Here is a 20,563-nt window from a genome sequence, read left to right as displayed (position 1 = left end):
GTCGAGGCGCGGCGACGCGGCACCGACTCAGGCATCGGCCCGGCTTCTGACCCGGCCCTCGACCCGGTCCAGTTTCGCCAGCAGCGTCTTCTCGTCATCGCCATAGCGTTCGGCAACCGCCAGGAAGCTGTCGAATGAAGAGAGAAAGACCTCGACCACGTTCGGATCGAAATGTCGTCCACTCTCGGCAGCGATGATCTCGCGTGCCTGGTCGGGCGGCATTGCCGCCTTGTAGACGCGCCGCGTGATCAGCGCGTCGAAGACATCGGCCAGTGCCATCAGGCGAGCCGGGATCGGGATCGCGTTCCCGGCCAGTCCTTCCGGGTAACCGCTGCCATCCCAGCGCTCGTGGTGGTAATGGGCGATTTCCTTCGCCAGGGCGAGGAACTCGACCGGCTGTTCGGCGTCGCTCTCCGCATGCTCGATGGCCTCCCTGCCCATCCTGGCGTGCGTCTGCATGATCGCCCACTCGTCGGCATCCAGCTTGCCCGGCTTCAGCAGAATGTGGTCGGGGATGCCGACCTTGCCGATGTCGTGCAGCGGCGCCGACTTCGCCAGCAGTTGAATGTTGCGATCGCTCATGAACGCGGCGTAGCCCGGATGATCGCGCAACCCGATGGCCAGGATGCGCATGTATTCCTGCGTGCGGCGCAGGTGATTGCCGGTTTCCGGATCCCGCGTCTCGGCCAGTCGCGCGAGGGCATGGATCGTGATGTCCTGGACGACCTGGTTCTCGGCCATGCGCCGGGCGATTTCGGCCTCGAGGAACGTGTTCTGGTCGCGCAACCAGTCACGCGCCCGCTTCAGCTCGAGCTGGGTACGAACACGGGCCAGCACGATCAGCGGCCGCAGCGGCTTCGAGATGTAATCGACCGCCCCGATCTCCAGACCGTAATGCTCGTCGACGGCCGTATCCAGCGCCGTCACGAAGATGACCGGGATGTCGCTCGTTCGCGGATCCGCACGCAGGCTGGCCAGCACGGCATAGCCGTCCATGTCCGGCATCATCACGTCGAGCAGGATCAGGTCCGGCTTTGGCGCGGAAACCGCGATGCGCAGCGCGGCGCGGCCCGAATTGGCCACCCGCACCCGATAATCCGGTTGCAGCAGTTCGCCGAGAACCGCCAGGTTCTCCGGAGTGTCATCGACAACCAGGAGCGTCGCCTTCGCTTCGGTCGCCAACAAGCCATTCGAATTCACGCGTCACTCCCCGGTATCACCGCCCGCCCATCGCACCGTCGATGGGAAATGCAAGCGCAGCGGGCCGAGTTTAGGACGCCGGCCCGGGTGCGTCAACCACGAACGGAAGGTCCAGCGGCTCTGCCGGGGAACGGCAAAACGCTGACTTTTCAGGGGCCGCCAGGCCAGCCGCGAAGCGTCATCGACGAGCTGCTGGCGCATCGGCGGCCCGGTGCATCCGGGCCTCTGCCCCGTCCTGGCCGTCGACCGGTCCGCGGAGCCGTGCATGCGCTTCGTCGCCCCCGGTTCGCTGCCGGCGCCCGGCGGCAGGCTCGGCGCTGCGACGCCGGGCCGCTGCGACAGCCGCCGGATCCGTGCTTGGCCGGTCCCCTGGAGTCGTACTATCATTCGCTTCCTGGAACGGCGCTGCGGCGCCGCCCCGATGGAGATCCTTCGTGCAGCAAGTGCCTTTCGCCCCCCGCTTGCCGCGCGCCCACGCATTGCGCGGGCGGCCAGAGTGGCAGGGCCAGTCAGCGGTGCCTGCGTCGCCGGCATGCGCGCCCTGAACGGCATCCGGATGCCCGGCCTGGCAGCGATCCTGGCGACCTTGCTGATCGCGACCGGCGCCGTCCAGGCGGCTCCCGATCGCCAGGCCGTTCTCGTGCTGGGTTCGTACCACGCCGGCTTCGCGTGGACCGACGCCCAGGTCGAGGGGATCACGTCGGTACTCGAGGAGAGCCGCCTGCGGCCGGAGATCTTCCTGGAGCACCTGGATGTCCTGCGACTGCCTGCCCCCTACGACGAGCGCGGCTTCGCCGACCATCTGGCGCGCCGCTACCGCTCGCAGCGCTTCGACCTGATCATCGCCACCGATGACGCGGCCGTTTCCTTCCTCGCCCGGCATCAGCCCTCGCTCTTCGCCGCCACGCCGGTCGTCTTCAGTGATGCGGCGGCCTTCGATGCGACGGCCTTGCCGCCGGGGATGGCGATCACCGGGGTGATGGAACGGATCGACATCCCGTCGACGCTGCAGGTGGCTCGGCACCTGCGACCCAGGGCCGCGCAGGTCGTGGTGTACGCCAACCGTGCCGATACCGGTACGGGTTTCGACCATGCCCGCGACGTCCTCGGCACGCTGCAGACGAACATACCGATCCGCATCAGCTACGATCTGCAGCTCGAGGAGATCGTCGCCAGCGCCGCTGCGCTGTCGGCGGCGGACATCGTCTTCGTCCTCGCCTCCGCCCATGACGCCGCGGGCAAGCGACACGGTCCGACGGAAGTCATCGCACGCGTGAGCGCCGCCTCGCCGGCGCCGCTGTTCGACATCACGAGCCATCGCGTGCGCGCCGGCCTGACCCTCGGCGGCAAGGTCGAGGACGGCGGCGAAGTCGGTCGGCTCGCGGCACGGATGGCGGTACGCATCCTCGAGGGCGAGGACGCGCGCAGCATTCCGGTGCAACAGGCACCGCTGGCCTACGTCTTCAACCATGGCCAGATGCAGCGCCACGGCATCGAGGAGTCTGAACTTCCCGCCGGAAGCATCGTCGTCGGCAAACCGCCGACGCTCTACGAGCAGCATCGCGGCACCGTCCGGGTGACGGCGGGCGTAGTCCTCGCCTTGAGCCTGGCGGTTCTCCTGCTGGTCAACAACATCCGGCGGCGCCGGGGCGCCGAGAGATCCCTGCTCGCCTCCAGCACCCTGATCAACGCCATCAGCGAGACGCAGGCCCTGTACATCGCCGGCGCGGAACCCGGCGTGGTCTTCGAGCGCATGTTGTCCTCCCTGCTGGCAATGACCGAAAGCGAGTACGGCTTCATCGCCGAGATATGCCGCAACGAGGACGGGTCGCCCTTCCTGCGCCCGCAGGCGATCACCAACATCGCCTGCAACGACGAGACGCGGGCGCTGTACGCGACGCAGGCGCCACAGGGGCTGGAGTTCCGCAACCTGAAGACGCTCGTCGGCGCCGTCATGACGACCGCACGACCGGTGATCGCCAACGATCCCGACACCGATCGACGGCGACACGGCCGTCCGCCCGGCCATCCGCCACTGCACTCGTTCATGGGACTGCCCTTCTTCCGTGGCGACGAACTCGTGGGAATGGTCGCTGTCGCCAACCGCCCCGGCGGCTACGCCGAGCATCTGGCGAGCCAGCTCGCCCCCTTCCTCAACCACTGCGCGAGTCTCACCGAGGCCGTGCGCGAAAACAGGAGACGTCGCGACGCCGAAGCGGCACTGAGGAGCAACGAGGAACGACTGCGCCTCGCCCTGGTGGCGGGGAATCTCGGCTTCTACGACCTCGACCTCGGCACCGGCAAGGCGGTGCTCAGCGCCGAGTATGCGAGCATGCTGGGCTACGCCGACGGCGAACTGGAGCTGGATGCGACGACCTGGCTCGAGCGCGTGCACCCGGACGACCGCGACCTCGCCGGACGGACGTTGCAGGAGTGCATCGCCGGCACGCGCAGCGAATATCAGCTGGAGTACCGGCTGCAGACCAGGTCGGGTGAATGGCGGTGGATTCAATCGGTCGGCAGGGTGGTCGCCTGCGACGCGCAGGGGCGGCCGCTCAGGCTGCTCGGCACGCACGCCGACATCAGCCGCCGCAAGCAGTCGGAAGAGATGCTCGAGCTGACCAGCCTCTCGGTCGAGCACGCCTCCGACGCCATCTTCTGGCTGGACGGGGACGGCCGCTTCGTCCATGCCAACGAGCAGGCCTGCCGTTCGCTCGGCTACACGCGCGCAGAGCTGCTGCGGCTGCACCTGCGGGATGTCGATGCGGACCGCAGCGAAGCGGACTGGCACGAATCGGCGCCAGGCGCGGGAGTGGCGGCCTCGCTGCGCGCGAGCACGCGGCACCGGCGCAAGGACGGCAGCACCTTCCCGGTCGAAGTATCGTCGCGAACCATCGCCTTCGGCGGACGGGTCTACGGCTTCGCCTTCGTGCGCGACGTCTCCGCGCGCAGGCGTGCCGAAGAAGCGGTGCGCCAGAGCGAGCAACGCCTGCTGCAGGCGATCCGCGTCTCCGGGATCGGCATCTTCGACCACGATCACCGCGCCGGAACGATCTACTGGTCGCCCGAGTTGCGCGCCATGTTCGGCTGGGAAGCCGACGAGCCGCGCAGCGTCGATTCGTTCATCGAGGCCGTTCATCCCGACGACCGTGGGCCCGCCCTGGCGGCCATCCAGCGCGCCCACGACGCGAGCGGCGACGGTCAGTACGAAGCCGAGTACCGCATCGTTGGCCGCTCCGGCGTCGTCCGCTGGGTGCTGGCGATGGGGCAGACGTCGTTCGCCGGCGACGGTGAATCGCGTCAGCCCCTGCGCACGGTCGGCGCCGCCCTCGAGATCACCGCCCGCAAGCAGGCCGAGGAGGCGCTCCGGCGTGCGAACGAGGAACTCGACGAGCGCGTCCGGCTGCGGACCGAGGAACTCGCCTCCTCCAACGCTCAGCTGCGGGAAGCACTGGACACCTTGCGGCGTGCGCAGGACGAACTCATCCGCAGCGAGAAGCTGGCCTCGCTGGGCTCGCTGGTGGCCGGCGTGGCGCACGAGATGGGGACACCACTGGGCAACAGCCTGCTGGTGGCCACCACCCTGTCCGAGAAGACACGCCAGTTCTCGCAGGTGGCGGAGGGCGCCAGCCTGTCGCGCACGGCGCTGCGGGACTTCGTCGCGGTTGCCATGCAGGCCACCGGCCTGATCGAGCGCAGCCTCCTGCAGGCGAACGACCTGATCGGGCACTTCAAGCAGGTCGCCGTCGACCAGACCAGCGCGCAGCGCCGGCGCTTCGACCTCGCGACGACGGTCGCCGAGATCGTCGCCACCCTGCAACCGCAGTACAGGAAGACGCCGCATCGCCTGCGGGTCGACATCCCGGAAGGCATCGTCATGGACAGCTTTCCCGGCCCGCTGGGCCAGGTCATCACCAACCTGGCCACCAATGCGCTGCTGCATGGTTTCGCGCAGGCCGCCGCGGGCCTGCTCGAGATCGCGGTGAGCCAGCCGCGCGACGGACGCCTGACGATGACGGTCAGCGACAACGGTTGCGGCATTGCCGCCCAGCACCTGCCGCGCATCTTCGATCCGTTCTTCACGACCCGCCTCGGCCAGGGCGGCAGCGGCCTTGGCCTGCACATCGTCTACAGCATCGCCACCCGCGTGCTCGGTGGCCGCATCGAGGCGCGCAGCACACCCGGCACGGGAACCACCTTCGTCCTCGACCTGCCGCTGCAGGCCCCGGACGCGCAGCCCGCAGCAGCCACCTGGGGCGCCGTACCGCGTTGAGATGGCGCCCCCCGCGCGGCGCCCGCTGCCGGCACGCCGGCAGCCGCGGGGCGGCAGCAGCGCCGCCGCCGCTGCCCCGCCGACGGAACTAGCGATTCACATCGACCACCACCCGCCCGCGCACCTTGCCGGCGAGCAGCTCACCGGCGACCGCCACCGCCTCGCCGAGGCCGATCTCGCGCGTCATCGCCTCGAGCCGGCGGGGATCGAGGTCGCTCGCCAGGCGTTGCCAGGCCTCTTCGCGCACCGGCAGCGGCGCCATCACGCTGTCGATGCCGTAGAGCGTCACGCCGCGAAGGATGAACGGCGCCACCGTCGCCGGGAAATCCATCCCGCCGGCGAGGCCGCAGGCGGCGACCGCGCCGCGGTAGCGCGTCGTCGCGCAGGCGTTGGCGAGCGTGTGGCTGCCGACGGTATCGACCACCCCGGCCCAGCGTTCCTTGCCGATCGGCTTGCCGGGCGCCGACAGCTCGCCGCGATCGATCACCGCCGCCGCGCCGAGCGCGCGCAGGTGGTCGGCGTCGCCGAGGCGACCGGTCGACGCGACCACCTGGTGGCCAAGCCCGGCGAGCAGCGCGATCGCCACGCTGCCGACACCGCCGTTGGCGCCGGTCACCAGGATCTCGCCGTCGCCCGGCCGCAGCCCGTGCTTCTCGAGCGCCAGCACGCAGAGCATCGCCGTGTAGCCGGCGGTGCCGATCGCCATCGCCTGCCGCGGCGAGAACGCTACCGGCAGCGGCAGCAGCCACTCGCCGCGCAGCCGCGCCTGCTCCGCCAGGCCGCCGCAATGCGTCTCGCCGACGCCCCAGCCGTTGAGCAGCACCTGGTCGCCGACCCGCCAGCGCGGATGCGAACTCTCGCTGACGCTGCCGGCGAGATCGATACCCGGCACCATCGGGAAACGGCGGACGACCGGCGCCTTGCCGGTGATCGCCAGGCCATCCTTGTAGTTGAGCGTCGACCAGGCGACGCGCACCGTGACATCGCCGGCCGGCAGCACGGCGTCGTCGATCTCCTGCAGGCGCGCCCGGTAGCCCGCCTCGTCCCTGTTGATGAGGATTCCCCTGAACATGCTGACTCCTTCCCGTCTGAAAAGACCCTCTCGCCGGCGGCCGCCCGGCCCCGCCGCCGGCCCTGCCGGCCCTGTCGGCCGCGCGTCAGGCGCCGCCGGCCGCCGCCTCGTCCGGCTCGGGCGCGATCGCCTGCTGGTAGAGATCGACCACCCGCGCGGCGATCCGCTCCGGCCGGGCGTGCGCGCCCTGCGCCTCGAGTACCGCCTGCACGATGCCGGCGAGCACCGCCGCATCGATCGCACTGCCAGCGCCCGCCGCCGCGCCACGCGCGGCGTAGGCGCCCTGCCCCGCGTTGACCGCCGGCGCGCCACCGGCGAGCCAGCCGAGGCCGACGCCGGCCGCGGCGGCGATCGCCGCCGCCTTGTCGAGCGGCGGCATGCGGCCATGCTTGAGGTAGGTGCGCAGCACCGATTCGGAAAGGCCGCAGCGGCGGGCGAAAGCCGCCACCGGCTCGCTGCCGATCAGCAGGCGCAGGCGTGTCGGCAGCAGCGCGGCGGCGGCCGCCGCAGCAAGCTTCGGGTCGTCCGTCGCGCCCGTGAAGGGGTCGCCGTCAATCATCGTCGGGCAATAAAAAAATTCATTCGCAAGAAATATTGACAGCTCGTAACATCTTGTCGAGAATGCCGCCGACAGCATAGCAGGAAACAGCCAGCCTGCGCGGCTTGCAGCGGCACCCTTCGCCACCACTCGCCACCATTCACGCTTCGCGCCCTTTCGCCCTTTCGCCCTTTCGTCGCTTGCCTTTTCGCCGTTCGCCACCTGGCGCCACGCGGACGGCAGCGGTGGCGGGCAGCGGCAGCGAAGGAGGCAGCGATGCGGCAGGCAAGGCCGCTGCGACCCGCTGGCAGGAAGCGTTGCGATCAGGGGGAAGTCGCCATGCGCCGCTCTGCAAGACCGCACCAATCGGCGCTACACCCGCCGGGGCCGCCACTCAGGCCACTGCTCGAGGCCATCCGCCAGGCCTGGCGCAGATGCGTGGCGGAAGTCACCGCCCGCGACCGACCGCCCGCCGCGACTTGGCGCCCCGCGCCGGCAACACCTGCGTCGCGCCTGCATTGCGAAGCGCTCGAACCACGGCTGCTGCTTTCCGGCGATCTGCCCGTCGCAACCATTCCGGTCGCCGCCGCCGTGGCGAGCGCGCCGCTGGCGGCCGACGACACCCAGCCAGCGGCCGTTCGCGTCGTCATCGCCGCAGCGGCGGCCGGCCCCGGCAGCGGCCCGGCACCCAGCGGGGCCGCTGCAGCGGACCGGCTGCTCGACGCCGACTTCGACGCCGACGGCCGCGCCGACCTGCTGCAGATCAGCCGGCGCGCCGACGGCATGGCCATCGCCCGAGCGTGGCTCGCCGCCGGAGATGGTTTCAGCGGCGGCGAAGCGGTGGTGCTCGGCCCCTGGCTGGCCGACAGCCGTTTCCTCGTCGGCGACATCGATGGTGACGGTCGCAGCGACCTCGGCGAGATCCGCCAGGCCGCCGGCAGTCTGGCGGTCGCCCACACCTGGCTGATGCGCGACAGTGGCCTGCAGCCGGCCGGCCAGAGCGCCTTGCTGGCCTACCCCGCCGATACCCACTACACCCTCGGCGACAGCGATGGCGATGGCCTCGCCGACCTCGCCGTGCTCGAAGTCCGCGGCGACGGCCGCAACCGGTTCAACGTCTGGCGAAACGACGGCTCGACCTTCCAGCTTTGGGCTCTGCTGGATACCTGGCCGCAGAACCTGACCGACACACGGACGCTGACGGTCGATCTCGACGGCGATCGCCGCAGCGAACTGGTCGTCGTGCAACGCGATCCGGCGCAGGACGCGAGCAGCGACTCGAGCACCTGGCTGAGCGTCCGCGATGGCGGCAGCGGCGCTGTCGCCGGCCAAGCGCTCGGACGGTGGGCGCGGCACGTCGCGCTGCTCGCCAACAGCAGCGGTGCCGGCCGCGACGACCTCCTGCACATCGCGCACGACGATCAGGGCGAACTGCAGGTGACGCACTGGCGGGACAATGGCAGCCGTCTGACGGCGATGCGCACGAGCCCGCTCGGCAGCCCGCGGCCGGCGCAGCGCTTCCTCGCCGGCGACGTGGACGGCGACCTGCGCGGCGACATCGTCCAGATCTGGCAGCGCGGTGACGGGCAGACGATCGCCACGGCCTGGCGCGCCGTCGCCGCCGTCCGGGGAACCGATTACCGCGCACTTTCCGAGACCGCCCTCGGCCACGTCAGCGGTGAGGCCGACTGGCGACTGCACGATCATGACGGCGATGGCCGCGCCGACCTGCTCGCCAGTTGGCGCGACGCCAGCGGCGAGATGCAGGTCGAGCTCTGGCTGTCGGATGGCCGGTCTTTCGCCGCCGGGCAGGGCTGGCCGGGCGATCTCGCCTGGTTCGATGCCGACTTCGACGGCGACGGCCGACGCGACCTGCTGCAGATCAGCCATCGCGCCGATGGCCAGGCGGTCGCCCGCCAGTGGCTGGCCACCGCCACCGCCTTTGCCGCCGGGCCGGCGATCGAACTCGGGCCCTGGCACGCGGCGACACGCTACCTGAGCGGCGACCTCGACGCCGACGGTCGCAGCGATCTGACGCTGATCCGCCAGACCGCCGACGGCCAGGCGGTCGCCGAAACCTGGCTGACGATCGGCGACCGCCTGTCGTTCGCGGCACGCACAGCGCTCGGCACCCACTCGCCCGGCGGCGAGCATCGGCTGTTCGATGCCACCGGCGATGGCCTCGCCGACCTCGTGCTGGCCTGGCAGCCAGGCGAAAACGTCAGCACGCTGACGCTCTGGCAGGGCGATGGCCAGCGCTTCGCGCAGCACGGCGAGACCAACGGCTACGGTCTCAATCTACTGCAGGCGGAGCGCTTGTCGCTCGACATCGATGGCGACCGCCGTGGCGATTTCGTGGCCGTGCAACGCAACCCATGGCCCGGCGCCCAGTCGACCGCGCAGAGCACCTGGCTGGCGACCTGGCGCGCCCGCGATGACGGTTCGTGGGCAGTCGTCGAGCAGGGAATCGGCATCTGGGAACAGCACGTCGCGCTCCTCGCCGTCCACACGACGGGCGACGACCGCGAAGGTCTGCTGCGCCTCTGGCAGGATGACCAGGGGAACCTGCAGGCCACCGTCTGGCGGAGCAACGGCGCCCTCTTCGACGATGCCGGCAGCAGCCAGCTCGGAGCGCCGCGCCCGGCGCAGCGGTTCGACGCCGCCGACCTCGACGGCGATGGCGACAGCGACCTCGTCCAGATCTGGCGCGATCCGCAAGGTCGGAGCGTCGCCACCACCTGGCGGGCGGTGCAGCAGGGCGAAGGTTTCCGTTACGAGCGGCAGGGCGAGCTGGTGCTCGGCGCCCCGGGCGACGGCATCGACTGGCGCCTGCAGGACCATGACGGCGACGCACGAGCCGACCTGCTCGGCACCTGGCGACGGCCCGACGGCCAAGCCGAGATCGGCGTCTGGCATGCGGACAGCCTCGGCTTCGTCGGCGGCAACGGCTGGCTTGGCGATCTCCGCTGGCTTGCCGCCGATTTCGACGGCGACGGCCAGGATGACGGCTTCGAGGTCGGCCACCGCGGCGACGGCATGGCGGTCGGCAGGCTGTGGCTCGCCAGCGGCGGCGGCCTCGCGGCAGGGCAGACGATCGAGCTCGGCGCCTGGCGGGCCGACACGCGCTACCTGCCCGGCGACGTCGATGGTGACGGCTGGAGTGACCTCGGCGTCATCAGCCGGCAGCCCGGCGGCAACGTCGTCGCGAGCTTCTGGCTGAGCCGCGGCGACCACCTGGAGTGGTCGGCCGACAGCGTCCTCGACCGCTATCCGGCGGGCAGCGACCATTCGCTCGCCGACGCGGACGGCGATGGCCGTGCCGATCTCCTGGTGCACTGGCTGCCGGGCAACGGCACGACGCGTTTCACGCTCTGGCCGAGCGACGGCAGCGGCCTGCAGCGCGGCATCTCGCAGGATGCCGACTGGGCAGGCCTCGCGGGCTCGATCCGCCTGCCGCTCGAAATCAACGGCGACGGCCGCAGCGACCTCGTCATGCTGCGGTTGCACCCGCTGGCGGACCCGCTCGGCAGCGACTACGGCGCCTGGCTCAGCGCCTGGACGCCACGCGACGACGGCTCGTGGCAGGTCGCGCAGCAGGGAATCGGCATCTGGGCGCAGCAGGTCGCGCTGCTCGCTGGCAATGCCGACGGCGACGACCGCCAGGATCTGCTGCGCATCTGGCGGGATGAACAGGGCGAACAGCAGCTCAGCATCTGGCTCAGCCAGGGCGGCGACTTTGCCGCCGCCGACACCATCCCGCTCGGCGGTCCGCGGCAGGCGCAGCGCTTCCTGGCTGGCGACTTCGACGACGACGGTTGCGACGAGCTGCTGCAGATCTGGCGCGACAGCGCCGACCAGGCGGTCGCCACCACCTGGCACCGCGATGGCGCCGGCGGCTACTGGTCGACCGACAGCATCCTCGGCACCTGGAGCGACGACGCCCATCACCTGCCGCTGCGACGCGCGTTCGGCGCAACCGAACTGCTGCGCAGCACCGTCGCTGCGGGCGGCGTCGCGACGGTGGAAGTGTGGAGTTACGGCAACGGCTTCGTCCTCGGCAGTCGCGACAGCCAGCCGTCGACAGCCGGCAACCCAGCGCCACGGCACTTCGTCCAGTCCGCGCAGCAGACCGGCGACACGCCAGCCGCAACCCACTTCCGGCAGGCCCTCGTCGGCAGCGCCGCTGACACCAGCCAGCCGCGACCCGACCTCGTATCCAGCGACCTCGCCATCACCCCGGACGCCAACTGGGCGGCAGCGAGTGCGGTGACGGTCTCGTGGCGGACTTCCAACCCGGGGCAGGCCGCCGCCAGCGGCACCTGGCGCGAACTCGTCGAAGTGCGCAACGAGACGACCGGCGAGACCGTCCTGCGCCTGGAGATCGCCACCGGACCCGGCTTGGGCAGGAGCAGCCTCGACATCGGCGAGTCCGTCCGGCGCTCAGTCCTGCTGCCGTGGCCGGCGGGAAGTGCCGGCCACGGCGACATCAGCTTCCGCATCCTCGCCGATGCGCAGGGGACGATCGCCGAAGGCAACCCGCAGGGCAGCGCCGAAGACAACAACGAAGTCGTCCTGCGCATCGCCAACGGCCCCGACCTCAGCATCGCCAACCTGCGCGCGCAGCCCGCTCCCGCCGCCGCCGGCGAAGAGCTGACCGTCTTCTGGGACGATCGCAACGCCGGCGGCGTCGCCACGGCGAGCACCTGGAACGACCGCCTGCAGATCACGAACCTCGACAGCGGCGAATTGCTCGCCGATCTCCTGCTGCCCTTCGAACCCGCGCCAGCCGGCCACGATCCGCTCGCCGCCGGCGCGTCGCGGCAGCGCAGCCACACGCTGCGGCTGCCCGACGGCGCCCGCGGCAGTGGCCGGATCGAAATCCGCGTCGGCGTCGACGAGCAGCTCGACGGCCAGGGAACGGTGTTCGAGGCCAATCGCAGCGGCAATGCCGAGACCAACAACCGGGCGCAGCTCGTCATCGACTCGCTCCTCACACAGCAGCCCGACCTGTTGCCGCTCGGCCTCGATGTTCCCGCCACCGCCTGGAGCGGCGAGCCGCTCAGCGTCGGATGGCAGGTGCTCAACCAGGGGAACGCGGCCAGCGACCGCGGCGAGTGGAACGATCGCCTGCTCCTCTCGCTCGACCGTCTGCCGAGCGCCGACGACATCGTTCTCGCCGCCGCCGTCGCGCACTCGGGGATCCTCGCTGCCGGCGCGACCTACGACGCCCGCAGCACGCTGCAACTGCCGCGCGATCTGGCCGGCGAGTACTTCGTGCTGCTCCTGGTCAACGCCGACGCCGGCGTCGACGAGGCAACGGCGCGCGACCGCCGGCGCCTCGACAACAATCTCCTCGCCAGTCCCGACCGCCTGCGCGTCGACCTCAGGCCGACGCCCGACCTGGTCCCCGGCGACCTCGTCGCAGCGGCGACGCTGCGCCCCGGCGACGCCGCGACACTGCGCTACACGCTGCGCAACGTCGGCGCCGCCGCCAGCCCGGCCGGCTGGTGGGACCGCATCTACCTCGATCGCGGCGCCGCCGGCGGCCTGCTCGAGCTCGCCGCGGTACGCCACGATGCCAGCCTGGCGGTGCAGGAGAGCCTCACCCGTGACGTCCACCTCACGCTGCCCGGCTGGCTTGCCGACGGCGATTACCGCTGGCTGGTGCGCAGCGATGCCGACGGCACGGTCGATGAACGCAACGGCGAGGACAACAACGAGGCCGCCGTGCCACTGCGCGTGCAGCGTCCCGACCTGCACGTCGCCAGCCTGCAGGCGCCGCAGATCGCCCGCTCCGGCGACCGCATCCGCGTCGAATGGCGCGTCGAGAACCGAGGCGCGAGCGCCAGCGGCGACTGGCTCGACCGCGTCGAACTCGTGCAGGGGACGAGCCGGCGGGTCGTCGCCACGCAAGCGCATCAGCACGGGCTGGCGGCCGGCGCCGGCTATGACGCGAGCGCGGAGTTCGTCCTGCCGCTCGAGTCGAGCGGCGACTTCCAGATCGTCGTCAGCACCGACTCCGAGCAGCGGGTCGACGACCGCGATCGACAGGACAACCAGCAGGCACGGACGACCCGCGTCGACCAGTTGCCGTGGGCCGACCTGGCGGTCACCGCGCTCAGCGCACCGCAGCGGGTCATCGGCGACCCGGCGCGGTTCACCGTCGACTGGACGGTCGCCAACGTGGGGACCGGGCCCGGCGTCGGCAGCGCCTGGAGCGAACAGGTCGTCCTGTCGAGCGACGACCTGATCGGCAACGGCGACGATCGCGTCGTCGGCGAACACCGGCAGCAGGGGCTGCTCGCCGCCGGCGAGACGGCGAGCCGCTCGCTCGACATCGTCCTGCCCGCCGGCCTGTCCGGCCGCTACCGGCTGTTCGTCGTCGCCGACGCACGGCACGAGGTCTTCGAGAATTTCTCCGAGGCCGACAACGCGGCGCGACTGCCACAGCCGATCGACCTCATGCCGCGTCCCTACGCCGACCTGCAGGTCGTCTCGGTCGCAACGAGCGGCGCCGCGGCGAGCGGGCAGCCGCTGCGCGTCGAGTGGGAGGTGGCCAACCGCGGCATCGGTCCGACCGACACCGCCGACTGGCGCGACGAAATCTGGCTCAGCCGCAACGCCGACGGCAGCGACCGCGTCGCGAGCTTCGGCTGGGCGCAGCACATCGGCCAGCTCGCCGCTGGCGAGAGCTACCGCCGCAGCGTCGAACTGACGCTGCCCGACGGCATCGTTGGCGACCATTACCTCAACGTGCGCACCGGCGGACCGTTCGAGTTCATCTTCGGCGACAACAACCACGGCAACTCGCCGGCAGTCCCGGTGGCGCTCTCGAACACGGCCGATCTCGTCGTCGACCACATCGGCCTGCCGCAGTCGGCCGTCGAAGGTGACTGGATCGACGTTTCGTGGACCGTCTACAACCAGGGCGTGGCGGCCGCTGCCAGCGGCTGGCGCGATTCGCTGCGGCTCTTGCCGGCGGGCGGCGGCGCGCCGATCGAGCTCGGCAGCTTCGCCTTCGACCGCGGTCTGGCAGCCGGCGAGCGCTACACCCGCAACGAGCAGGTTCGCCTGCCGGCACGCATTGCAGGGCCGTATCGCCTGCAGGTGGTGAGCAACGCCGCACCCGACGCGCAGGGCCGCCAGCTCTACGAGCACGGCAGCGCCGCCGGCAACAACACCACGCTATCCGCCGGCCTGCTCGACATCAGCCTGCGCCAGCGACCGGACCTGCGGCTGACGCGGATCGAGGTTGCCGAGCACGTCCCCGCCGGCGGCACGACGGCCATCCGCTACACGACGGGCAACTTCGGCAGTGCCGCGACCAGCGGCCTGTGGATCGACAAGGCATACCTCTCGCTCGATGCCTTTCTCAGCAGCGACGACCTCCTCGTCGGCGAGATCGCCAGCCCGGGCGCGCTCGCGCCGGGCGAATTCCATAGCGCGACGACGGCGAACATCGACCTTCCGCTGCGCCTGCGCGGCGATGCCTTCCTGATCGTCGCCGCCGACGCCAATGGCCAGATCGACGAACATCCGAACGAAGCCAACAACGTCCTCGCCGTCCCGTTCACCATCGACCCGCTGCCCTTCGCCGATCTGGTCACCAGCGAAGTCGTCGCCCCCAGCCAGGCCGTGCACGGCGCCAGCATCGAGGTCCGCTACCGCGTTGCCAACCTCGGCAGCGCACGCACCCGCGGCGAAGCCGACGCGACCGAGAGCTGGACCGACAGCGTCTGGCTGGCACGCGATCAGCGCCGCCCGGGCGCCTTCAAGGGCGACATCCTGCTCGGCACCTTCGAGCACGTCGGCAAGCTCGATCCCGGCGAAGACTATCGCCGCAGCGTCCAGGTCCGCCTGCCGGACGGCCTGGCTTCGGGCCAGTACCATCTCAGCGTCTGGAGCGACACGTACGACCTGATCCTCGAGGACACGCTGGCGAGCCAGATCAACCCGCAAGACCCGCAGCAGATCGACGGCAACAACCATCGCGCGCGGGCGATCGGCATCCTTGGCGCGACACCGCCGGATCTCGTCCTCGCCGAAGTCGTGGCGCCGGACACGGCGACCGCCGGCGGCAGCTACGGCTACAGCTACCGCGTCGTCAACCGCGGCGAGCGCTTCACTGGCGACTGGGTCGATTCGGTCTACCTCGCCGACAACCCGGACTGGCAGCTCGCGCGCACCGTCTGGCACCTCGGCGACCACAGCGTCGACCGGACGCTCGCCGACGGCGACGGCTACACGGTCAGCCAGTCGCTGCTGCTGGCACCGTCGGTGAGCGGCCGCTTCCTCATCGTGCGCACCGACAGCGGCAACCGGATCGCCGAAGCCAACGAGCTGAACAACAGCGATGCCCACGCGTCGCTAGTCAGCAGCCACGCCGCCGACCTGCGCGTCACCGAAGTGCGCACCGAGTCCACGGCCTTCTCGGGCGAGGAGACGCGGATCAGCTGGACCGTCGGCAACTTCGGCGCCGACGTCTGGGCGGGCAGCCGCTCGTGGGTCGATGCCGTCTACCTCAGCCGCGACCCGGTCTTCGACGCAGACCGCGCGCTCCTCCTCGGCAGCTTCGTCCACGCCAACGGCGGCGGACTCGGGAGCGGCGGCAGCTACGGCAACTCGGCGACGGTCCGCCTGCCGGCGGGCAGCGATGGCCAGCACTATCTCTACGTCATCACCGACGCCAACACCGATGGTGCACCGGGAAACCCGCAGCGGGTGCGCAGCGAACTCAGCGGCGGCGACAACGGCAGCGCACGTGACCAGTATTTTCCGCGATCGGTCCATGAAGGAACGGCAAACGACAACAATCGCGGCAGCGCCGCGCTGACGATCCGCTATCGCGAGGCCGACCTGCAGGTCGATGGCGTCAGCCTCAGCGCGACGAGTGTCGTTGCCGGCAGCCAGCTGACGGTGAGCTGGCAGGTCAGCAACCGGGGCAGCCGCGAAACGCGAGCCAGTTCCTGGTTCGATGGCCTCTACCTGTCGCGCGACACCTCGCTCGACGACGGGGATTTCGCGCTGCTCGCCGGCGGAGCAGCGGGCGGGCTGGCGGCACAGCGCATCAGCATCGGCGCCGATGGACGAGCGGAGGTCCTCGGCCCGGGCGAATCCTACAGCGCCTCGGCAACCTTCGAGCTGCCCGATTCGCTCAGCGGCGACTTCCACCTCATCGTCCGCGCCGACACCGCGATCAACAGCGACGGCCGGCAGCGCAGCACGATCCGCGACGGGCTGCCCGGGCTCGCGGTCGTCGGCGACGCCGCCGGCCTGGTGCGCGAGTTCCGCGACGAGGGCAACAACCAGGCTGCGACCTCACTGTCGATCACACCGGGCGTGCCGCCCGACCTGCAGGTGGCCGAAGTCGCGGCGCCCGAGCGCGTGCTGGCCGGACAGAGCCTGGTCGTGGACTGGCGGGTTGCCAACCGTGGTGGCGACACGCCCGGCAGCCAGGGAACCTGGAACGACCTCGTCTACCTTTCCCGGGACCGCTTCCTCGACCTCGACCAGGATCACTACCTCGGCTACCGCCTCCACGACCAGGGGCTGGCGGCGGGAGACCACTACGCTGCGCGGCAGAGCTTCGCTGTCCCGGCCCATCTTGCCGGCGCATACTACGTCTTCGTCGTCAGCGATCCGGCACGCATCTGGGGCAGCGGCAACAGCGGCAGGCTGCGTGAGTCGGGCAACGAGGACAACAATGCCGGCGCCGCGCCGCAGCCGGTGCTCGTCGAGACGCCGCCCGCCGCAGACATCAGGGTGGGCAGCGTGCTGCTGCCGGCCAGAGCCGAAGTGGGCGAAGAGATTCGCATCGAGTATTCGGTGTTCAACGACTCGAGCAACCCGGCACGTGGCCAATGGACCGATGCCCTCTATCTCTCGGCCGACAGCGACTGGGATGTCGGTGACCTGCTGATCGGCAGGATCGCGCACAGTGGCGACCTTGCCGGCGGCGCCACCTATACGGCCACACTGGCGGCCAGCCTGCCGCCCGTGCGCGACGGCAACTGGCGGGTCATCGTCCGCACCGACCTGTACAACGAAGTCTTCGAGGGCAGCCGCAGCGCCGCCGCGAGCGGCCTCGCCCTGTCGCCAGGCGAAGCCAACAACCACGGCGCGTCGGGCAGTACGCTGCAGGTCAGCGTTCCCGAACTGCCGCTCGGCAGTGCGCTGGCGACGACCCTCGTTGCCGGCCGGCCGATCCTTTACCGGATCGCCGTCGCTCCCGGGGAAAGCCTGCGAGTCAGTCTCGACGCCGCGAGCGACCACGGCGACAACGAGCTGTACCTTCGCTTCGCCGACGCGCCCAGCGCCCATCAGTTCGATGCGGCGCACGGCAACCCGGTTGCCGCCGATCAGCAGGCGGTGGTCAGCACGACCCGTGCCGGCGACTACTACGTGCTGGCACGGGCGCGTCAGGCGGGCGCCGCCCAGGCGGTCAGCCTGCGCGCGGATCTGTTGCCGCTTTCGGTCACCGGCATCAGCCCGGACCACGGCGGCATCGGCAACGACGCACAACCCTGGATCACGATCGACATCAGCGGCTCGCATTTCGATCCTGCAGCACTGGTCCGGCTGTCGCGGCCCGGGGTTTTCGAAGCCGAGCCCGAGCGCTGGCAGGTCCTCGACAGCAGCCACATCCGGGCCATCTTCGACAGCCGCCGCCTGCCGCCCGGGCTTTACGACCTGAGCGTCATCAACCCCGACGGACAGCGCGTGACCGAGCCGCAATGCTATCTCGTCGAACCGGCAGCGGCGAGCGAAGTGACGATCGCCGTCGGCGGCCCGCGGAGCCTCGATCCCGGTGACGGTGCCACCTACAGCGTCTCGCTGCAGAGTCTGGGCAACCTCGATACGCCGTACGTCCGCTTCTCCGTCGGCGTCCCCGAAATGGGGTACAGCCCGGATTTGCTCGCTGCCCTGCCGCTGCCCTATCTCGTCTTCAGCAGTTCGCTCGCCGGCCGGCCCGACGGCCCGACGGCAGACGCCGCCGGCAACACGCTGAGCTTTGGTCCGACCCCGACGCAGGGTCTCGCCCGCAGTGACATCCCCTGGGTGCGCATCGAGGGCGTCAACAACAGCGACGGGCATGACATCGCCACCGGCTACGCACTCGACCTCGCGGGCGGCGGCTTCGCCGGCGCTGCCGTGCGGCTGCAAACCTATCCCGGCCTCAGGGAGTGGTTGTCGCGTGACTTCGACGGCCTGCGTGCGTGGCTGTACACGCTGCATCCGGAATGGCAGGCGCTCGGTCTCCTCGACGGCGGGGTTGCCGATCTCGACCGCATCGCCGCCGACCTCGGCCGCAGGTTCCTGTCGCGGGTCGAAGGCGAACATCTGACGTCTCTCGAAGCGCTGGCCATGCCCTTCCGCTTCGACCTCGTCGCCAGCGCCACGGCACTGGGCCGCGACGAATTCATCGCCGAGCAAACAGCGCACGCGCAGAGGCTGCGCGCGGCGATCCTTGCCGACCCGGACGCTCCCGCGAGCCTGTCGGTGATCGCAGCCGATGCCGACCAGTGGCAGGCGGCATGGCTCGCGGCGCTGGAGACTGCCGGCATCCTGCGGCCGGTCGGCGAGGCGGCACCGATCCGCACGCAGTCACAGGTGCTGAGCCTCAACGCGACCCTCGGCGCCGGCATTCTGCTCAGCCGGGGCGGTGATGCCTACCGGACGCAGGCCGACCTCGTCGCGTTCTTTGCCCAGGTGCAGGAGTGGTACGGCGACAGCGCTCGCCACATGGGCGATGCCAACGCCCGCAAGGCGCCGATCAGCTACTTCGAGACGCGGCAGAATCGCGACGGCAGCGTCTCGGTGCCGGTTCCGCAACTCGCCGACCGCGATCGCTTTGACCTTGGCGCGACGCGCGAGACGCACTTCCTCGACTTCAGCGTCTTCGTCGGCGGCCAGTCCGAACTCGAATACCTGCGCCACATCGGCGTTCTCGACGAAGACTTCCGGCCGCTCGCGGCGCAGGCGCTCGACTTCACCCGCTACCTGCCCGACTCGCCCGCCCAGCCCGCCGCTGCGTCCGCCCTGCTGCGCGTCGGTGGTCCACAGGCGCTGCGCGGCAGCGATGGCCGACAGCATGTCGCGGCAGGACTCGCCCTGCCCTACCGCATCGAGTTCACCAATCCCGTCGCTTCACCGGCGGGCGAGCTGCGCATCAGCAGCCAGATCGACGCCAGCCTCGATGCCGCCTCGTTCCGTCTTGGCGACCTGCGCATCGGCGACCTCGCAGTCCACCTGCCGGCCGACCGGGCAACGTTCCAGGGCGACTTCGACTTCAGCGGCAGCCGGGGATTCATCCTGCGCGTCAGTGCCGGAATCGATGGCGGAAGCCGCGTTGCCACCTGGCTTCTGCAGGCCATCGATCCGGCCACCGGCGAGGTCGTTCGCGACCGCAGCCGCGGCCTGCTGCCGGCAGTGGTCGCCACCACCGGCGCCGGCGTGACGCCGGACGGTTTCGTCGCCTATACCGTTCGTGCCGCCGACAACGCGGCGTCCGGCAGCGACATCCGCACCGCCGCCCGCCTGCTGGTCGACGCCTTGCCACCAATCGACAGCCAGGCGCACGCCATCCGGCTCGACAACGAGGCGCCGCGAACGCAGCTGACCGTCACCCCGACCGGCCCGCGGAGCGCTGCCGGCATCGCCAGCTTCGATCTGCGCTGGCAAAGCACGGACGAGCTTTCCGGAGTGCGCTCGGTGAGCCTCTACGTCGCTGAGGACGGCGGCCGTTTCCATCTCTGGCAGCGGCAGTTGCCGGCGGGGACCGAACAGGCGGCATTCGTCGGCGACGCGGGCAGGCATTACGAGTTCGTCGCAGTCGCCACCGACCACGCCGGCAACGCGGAGGCCGATTGGCTCGCGCAGACCAGACTGCCGGCAGATGGCGCTCGTCAGGAAATCGTCGCCGCCCTCGGCGCGAACGAGACCGTCGCGCCGACCCCGGCCACCCCGGTCGCCGCCGCGGACCGCAGCCAGCCGTCCAACGCGCTGTTCGCGGCCGCCGCCCGGCTGTTGCCGGGACAGGTCGCTGGCAGCCTGCGCAGTGACCTCGGCAGTGTCCTTGCTCCCTTCTCGCTGCGCAGCTTCGCCCATGGCTATGGCGCCAGCGCCGCCGGGATTGGCGCCCAGGCGCTGGTCGAGATGCCCGATGGCACGATCCTGGCGAGCGCCGGCGCGCTGCGCAACGAGATCCACCGCTTCGCCGCGGATGGCCTGCAGACCGCCGACCGGGCGGCAGCGCCGCTGTTCATCCTCGACGCTCCGGTCATCGACATGCAGGTGGACGCATTCGGCCAGCTCTGGGCGATGAGCGGCGACGAACTGCTTCGGCTCGACCCGGACAGCGGTCGCGTCGTGCAGCGCCTGCGAGCCCCGGGCGACCAGCCACTGACGCATGCGCTGGCGATCGACCCGGGCACCGGCGAGATCTATGCCTCATCGGGCGCAGGCATCCTGGTCTACGACC

General features: G+C 70.7%; 5 protein-coding genes (1 of these 5 running past the window's edge). 2 read left to right on the top strand and 3 right to left on the bottom strand.

Translation table 11 applies throughout. From position 1 onward, the window contains the following. Window positions 1-27: 27 nt before the first annotated feature. Window positions 28-1,200 carry a two-component system response regulator gene (locus NFW30_RS19660; protein WP_295349679.1) on the bottom strand — a complete coding sequence of 391 codons (1,173 nt, stop codon included), beginning with the start codon at window positions 1,198-1,200 and terminating at the stop codon, window positions 28-30. 496 nt (window positions 1,201-1,696) lie between these two features. Between NFW30_RS19660 and NFW30_RS19655 the strand changes: the two genes are divergently transcribed. Beyond that, the gene (locus NFW30_RS19655; protein ID WP_295349680.1) at window positions 1,697-5,473 is read left to right on the top strand and encodes a PAS domain S-box protein; all 3,777 of its coding nucleotides are present in this window, start codon (window positions 1,697-1,699) and stop codon (window positions 5,471-5,473) included. 88 nt (window positions 5,474-5,561) lie between these two features. Here NFW30_RS19655 and NFW30_RS19650 read toward each other — a convergent pair whose 3' ends face one another. Both NFW30_RS19650 and NFW30_RS19645 read right to left on the bottom strand, forming a co-directional pair. Next, window positions 5,562-6,545: an MDR family oxidoreductase gene (locus NFW30_RS19650; protein WP_295349681.1), complete on the bottom strand. Its 984-nt coding sequence runs from the start codon at window positions 6,543-6,545 to the stop codon at window positions 5,562-5,564. 85 nt (window positions 6,546-6,630) lie between these two features. Beyond that, window positions 6,631-7,104, bottom strand: coding sequence for a hypothetical protein (locus NFW30_RS19645; RefSeq protein ID WP_295349683.1), 474 nt, complete (start codon window positions 7,102-7,104; stop codon window positions 6,631-6,633). 417 nt (window positions 7,105-7,521) lie between these two features. Here NFW30_RS19645 and NFW30_RS19640 point away from each other — a divergent pair, with 417 nt between their 5' ends. Further along, window positions 7,522-20,563: the start of an Ig-like domain-containing protein gene (locus NFW30_RS19640; protein WP_295349684.1), read on the top strand. Its footprint extends 16,571 nt past the window's final position; only the first 13,042 of its 29,613 coding nucleotides appear in the window; it begins with the start codon at window positions 7,522-7,524; its stop codon lies off the right edge, out of view.

This window comes from Accumulibacter sp. (genome assembly GCF_023806635.1).
Taxonomy (GTDB): domain Bacteria; phylum Pseudomonadota; class Gammaproteobacteria; order Burkholderiales; family Rhodocyclaceae; genus Accumulibacter.
The sequence above is the reverse complement of the archived record's forward strand: the minus strand, read 5'-3'. Positions and strand labels throughout refer to the sequence as shown.

Bases quoted from the DNA above. Each gene is read 5' to 3' on its own strand.
- NFW30_RS19645 (WP_295349683.1), bottom strand. From the start codon at position 7,104: ATGATTGACGGCGACCCCTTCACGGGCGCGACGGACGACCCGAAGCTT.
- NFW30_RS19650 (WP_295349681.1), bottom strand. From the start codon at position 6,545: ATGTTCAGGGGAATCCTCATCAACAGGGACGAGGCGGGCTACCGGGCG.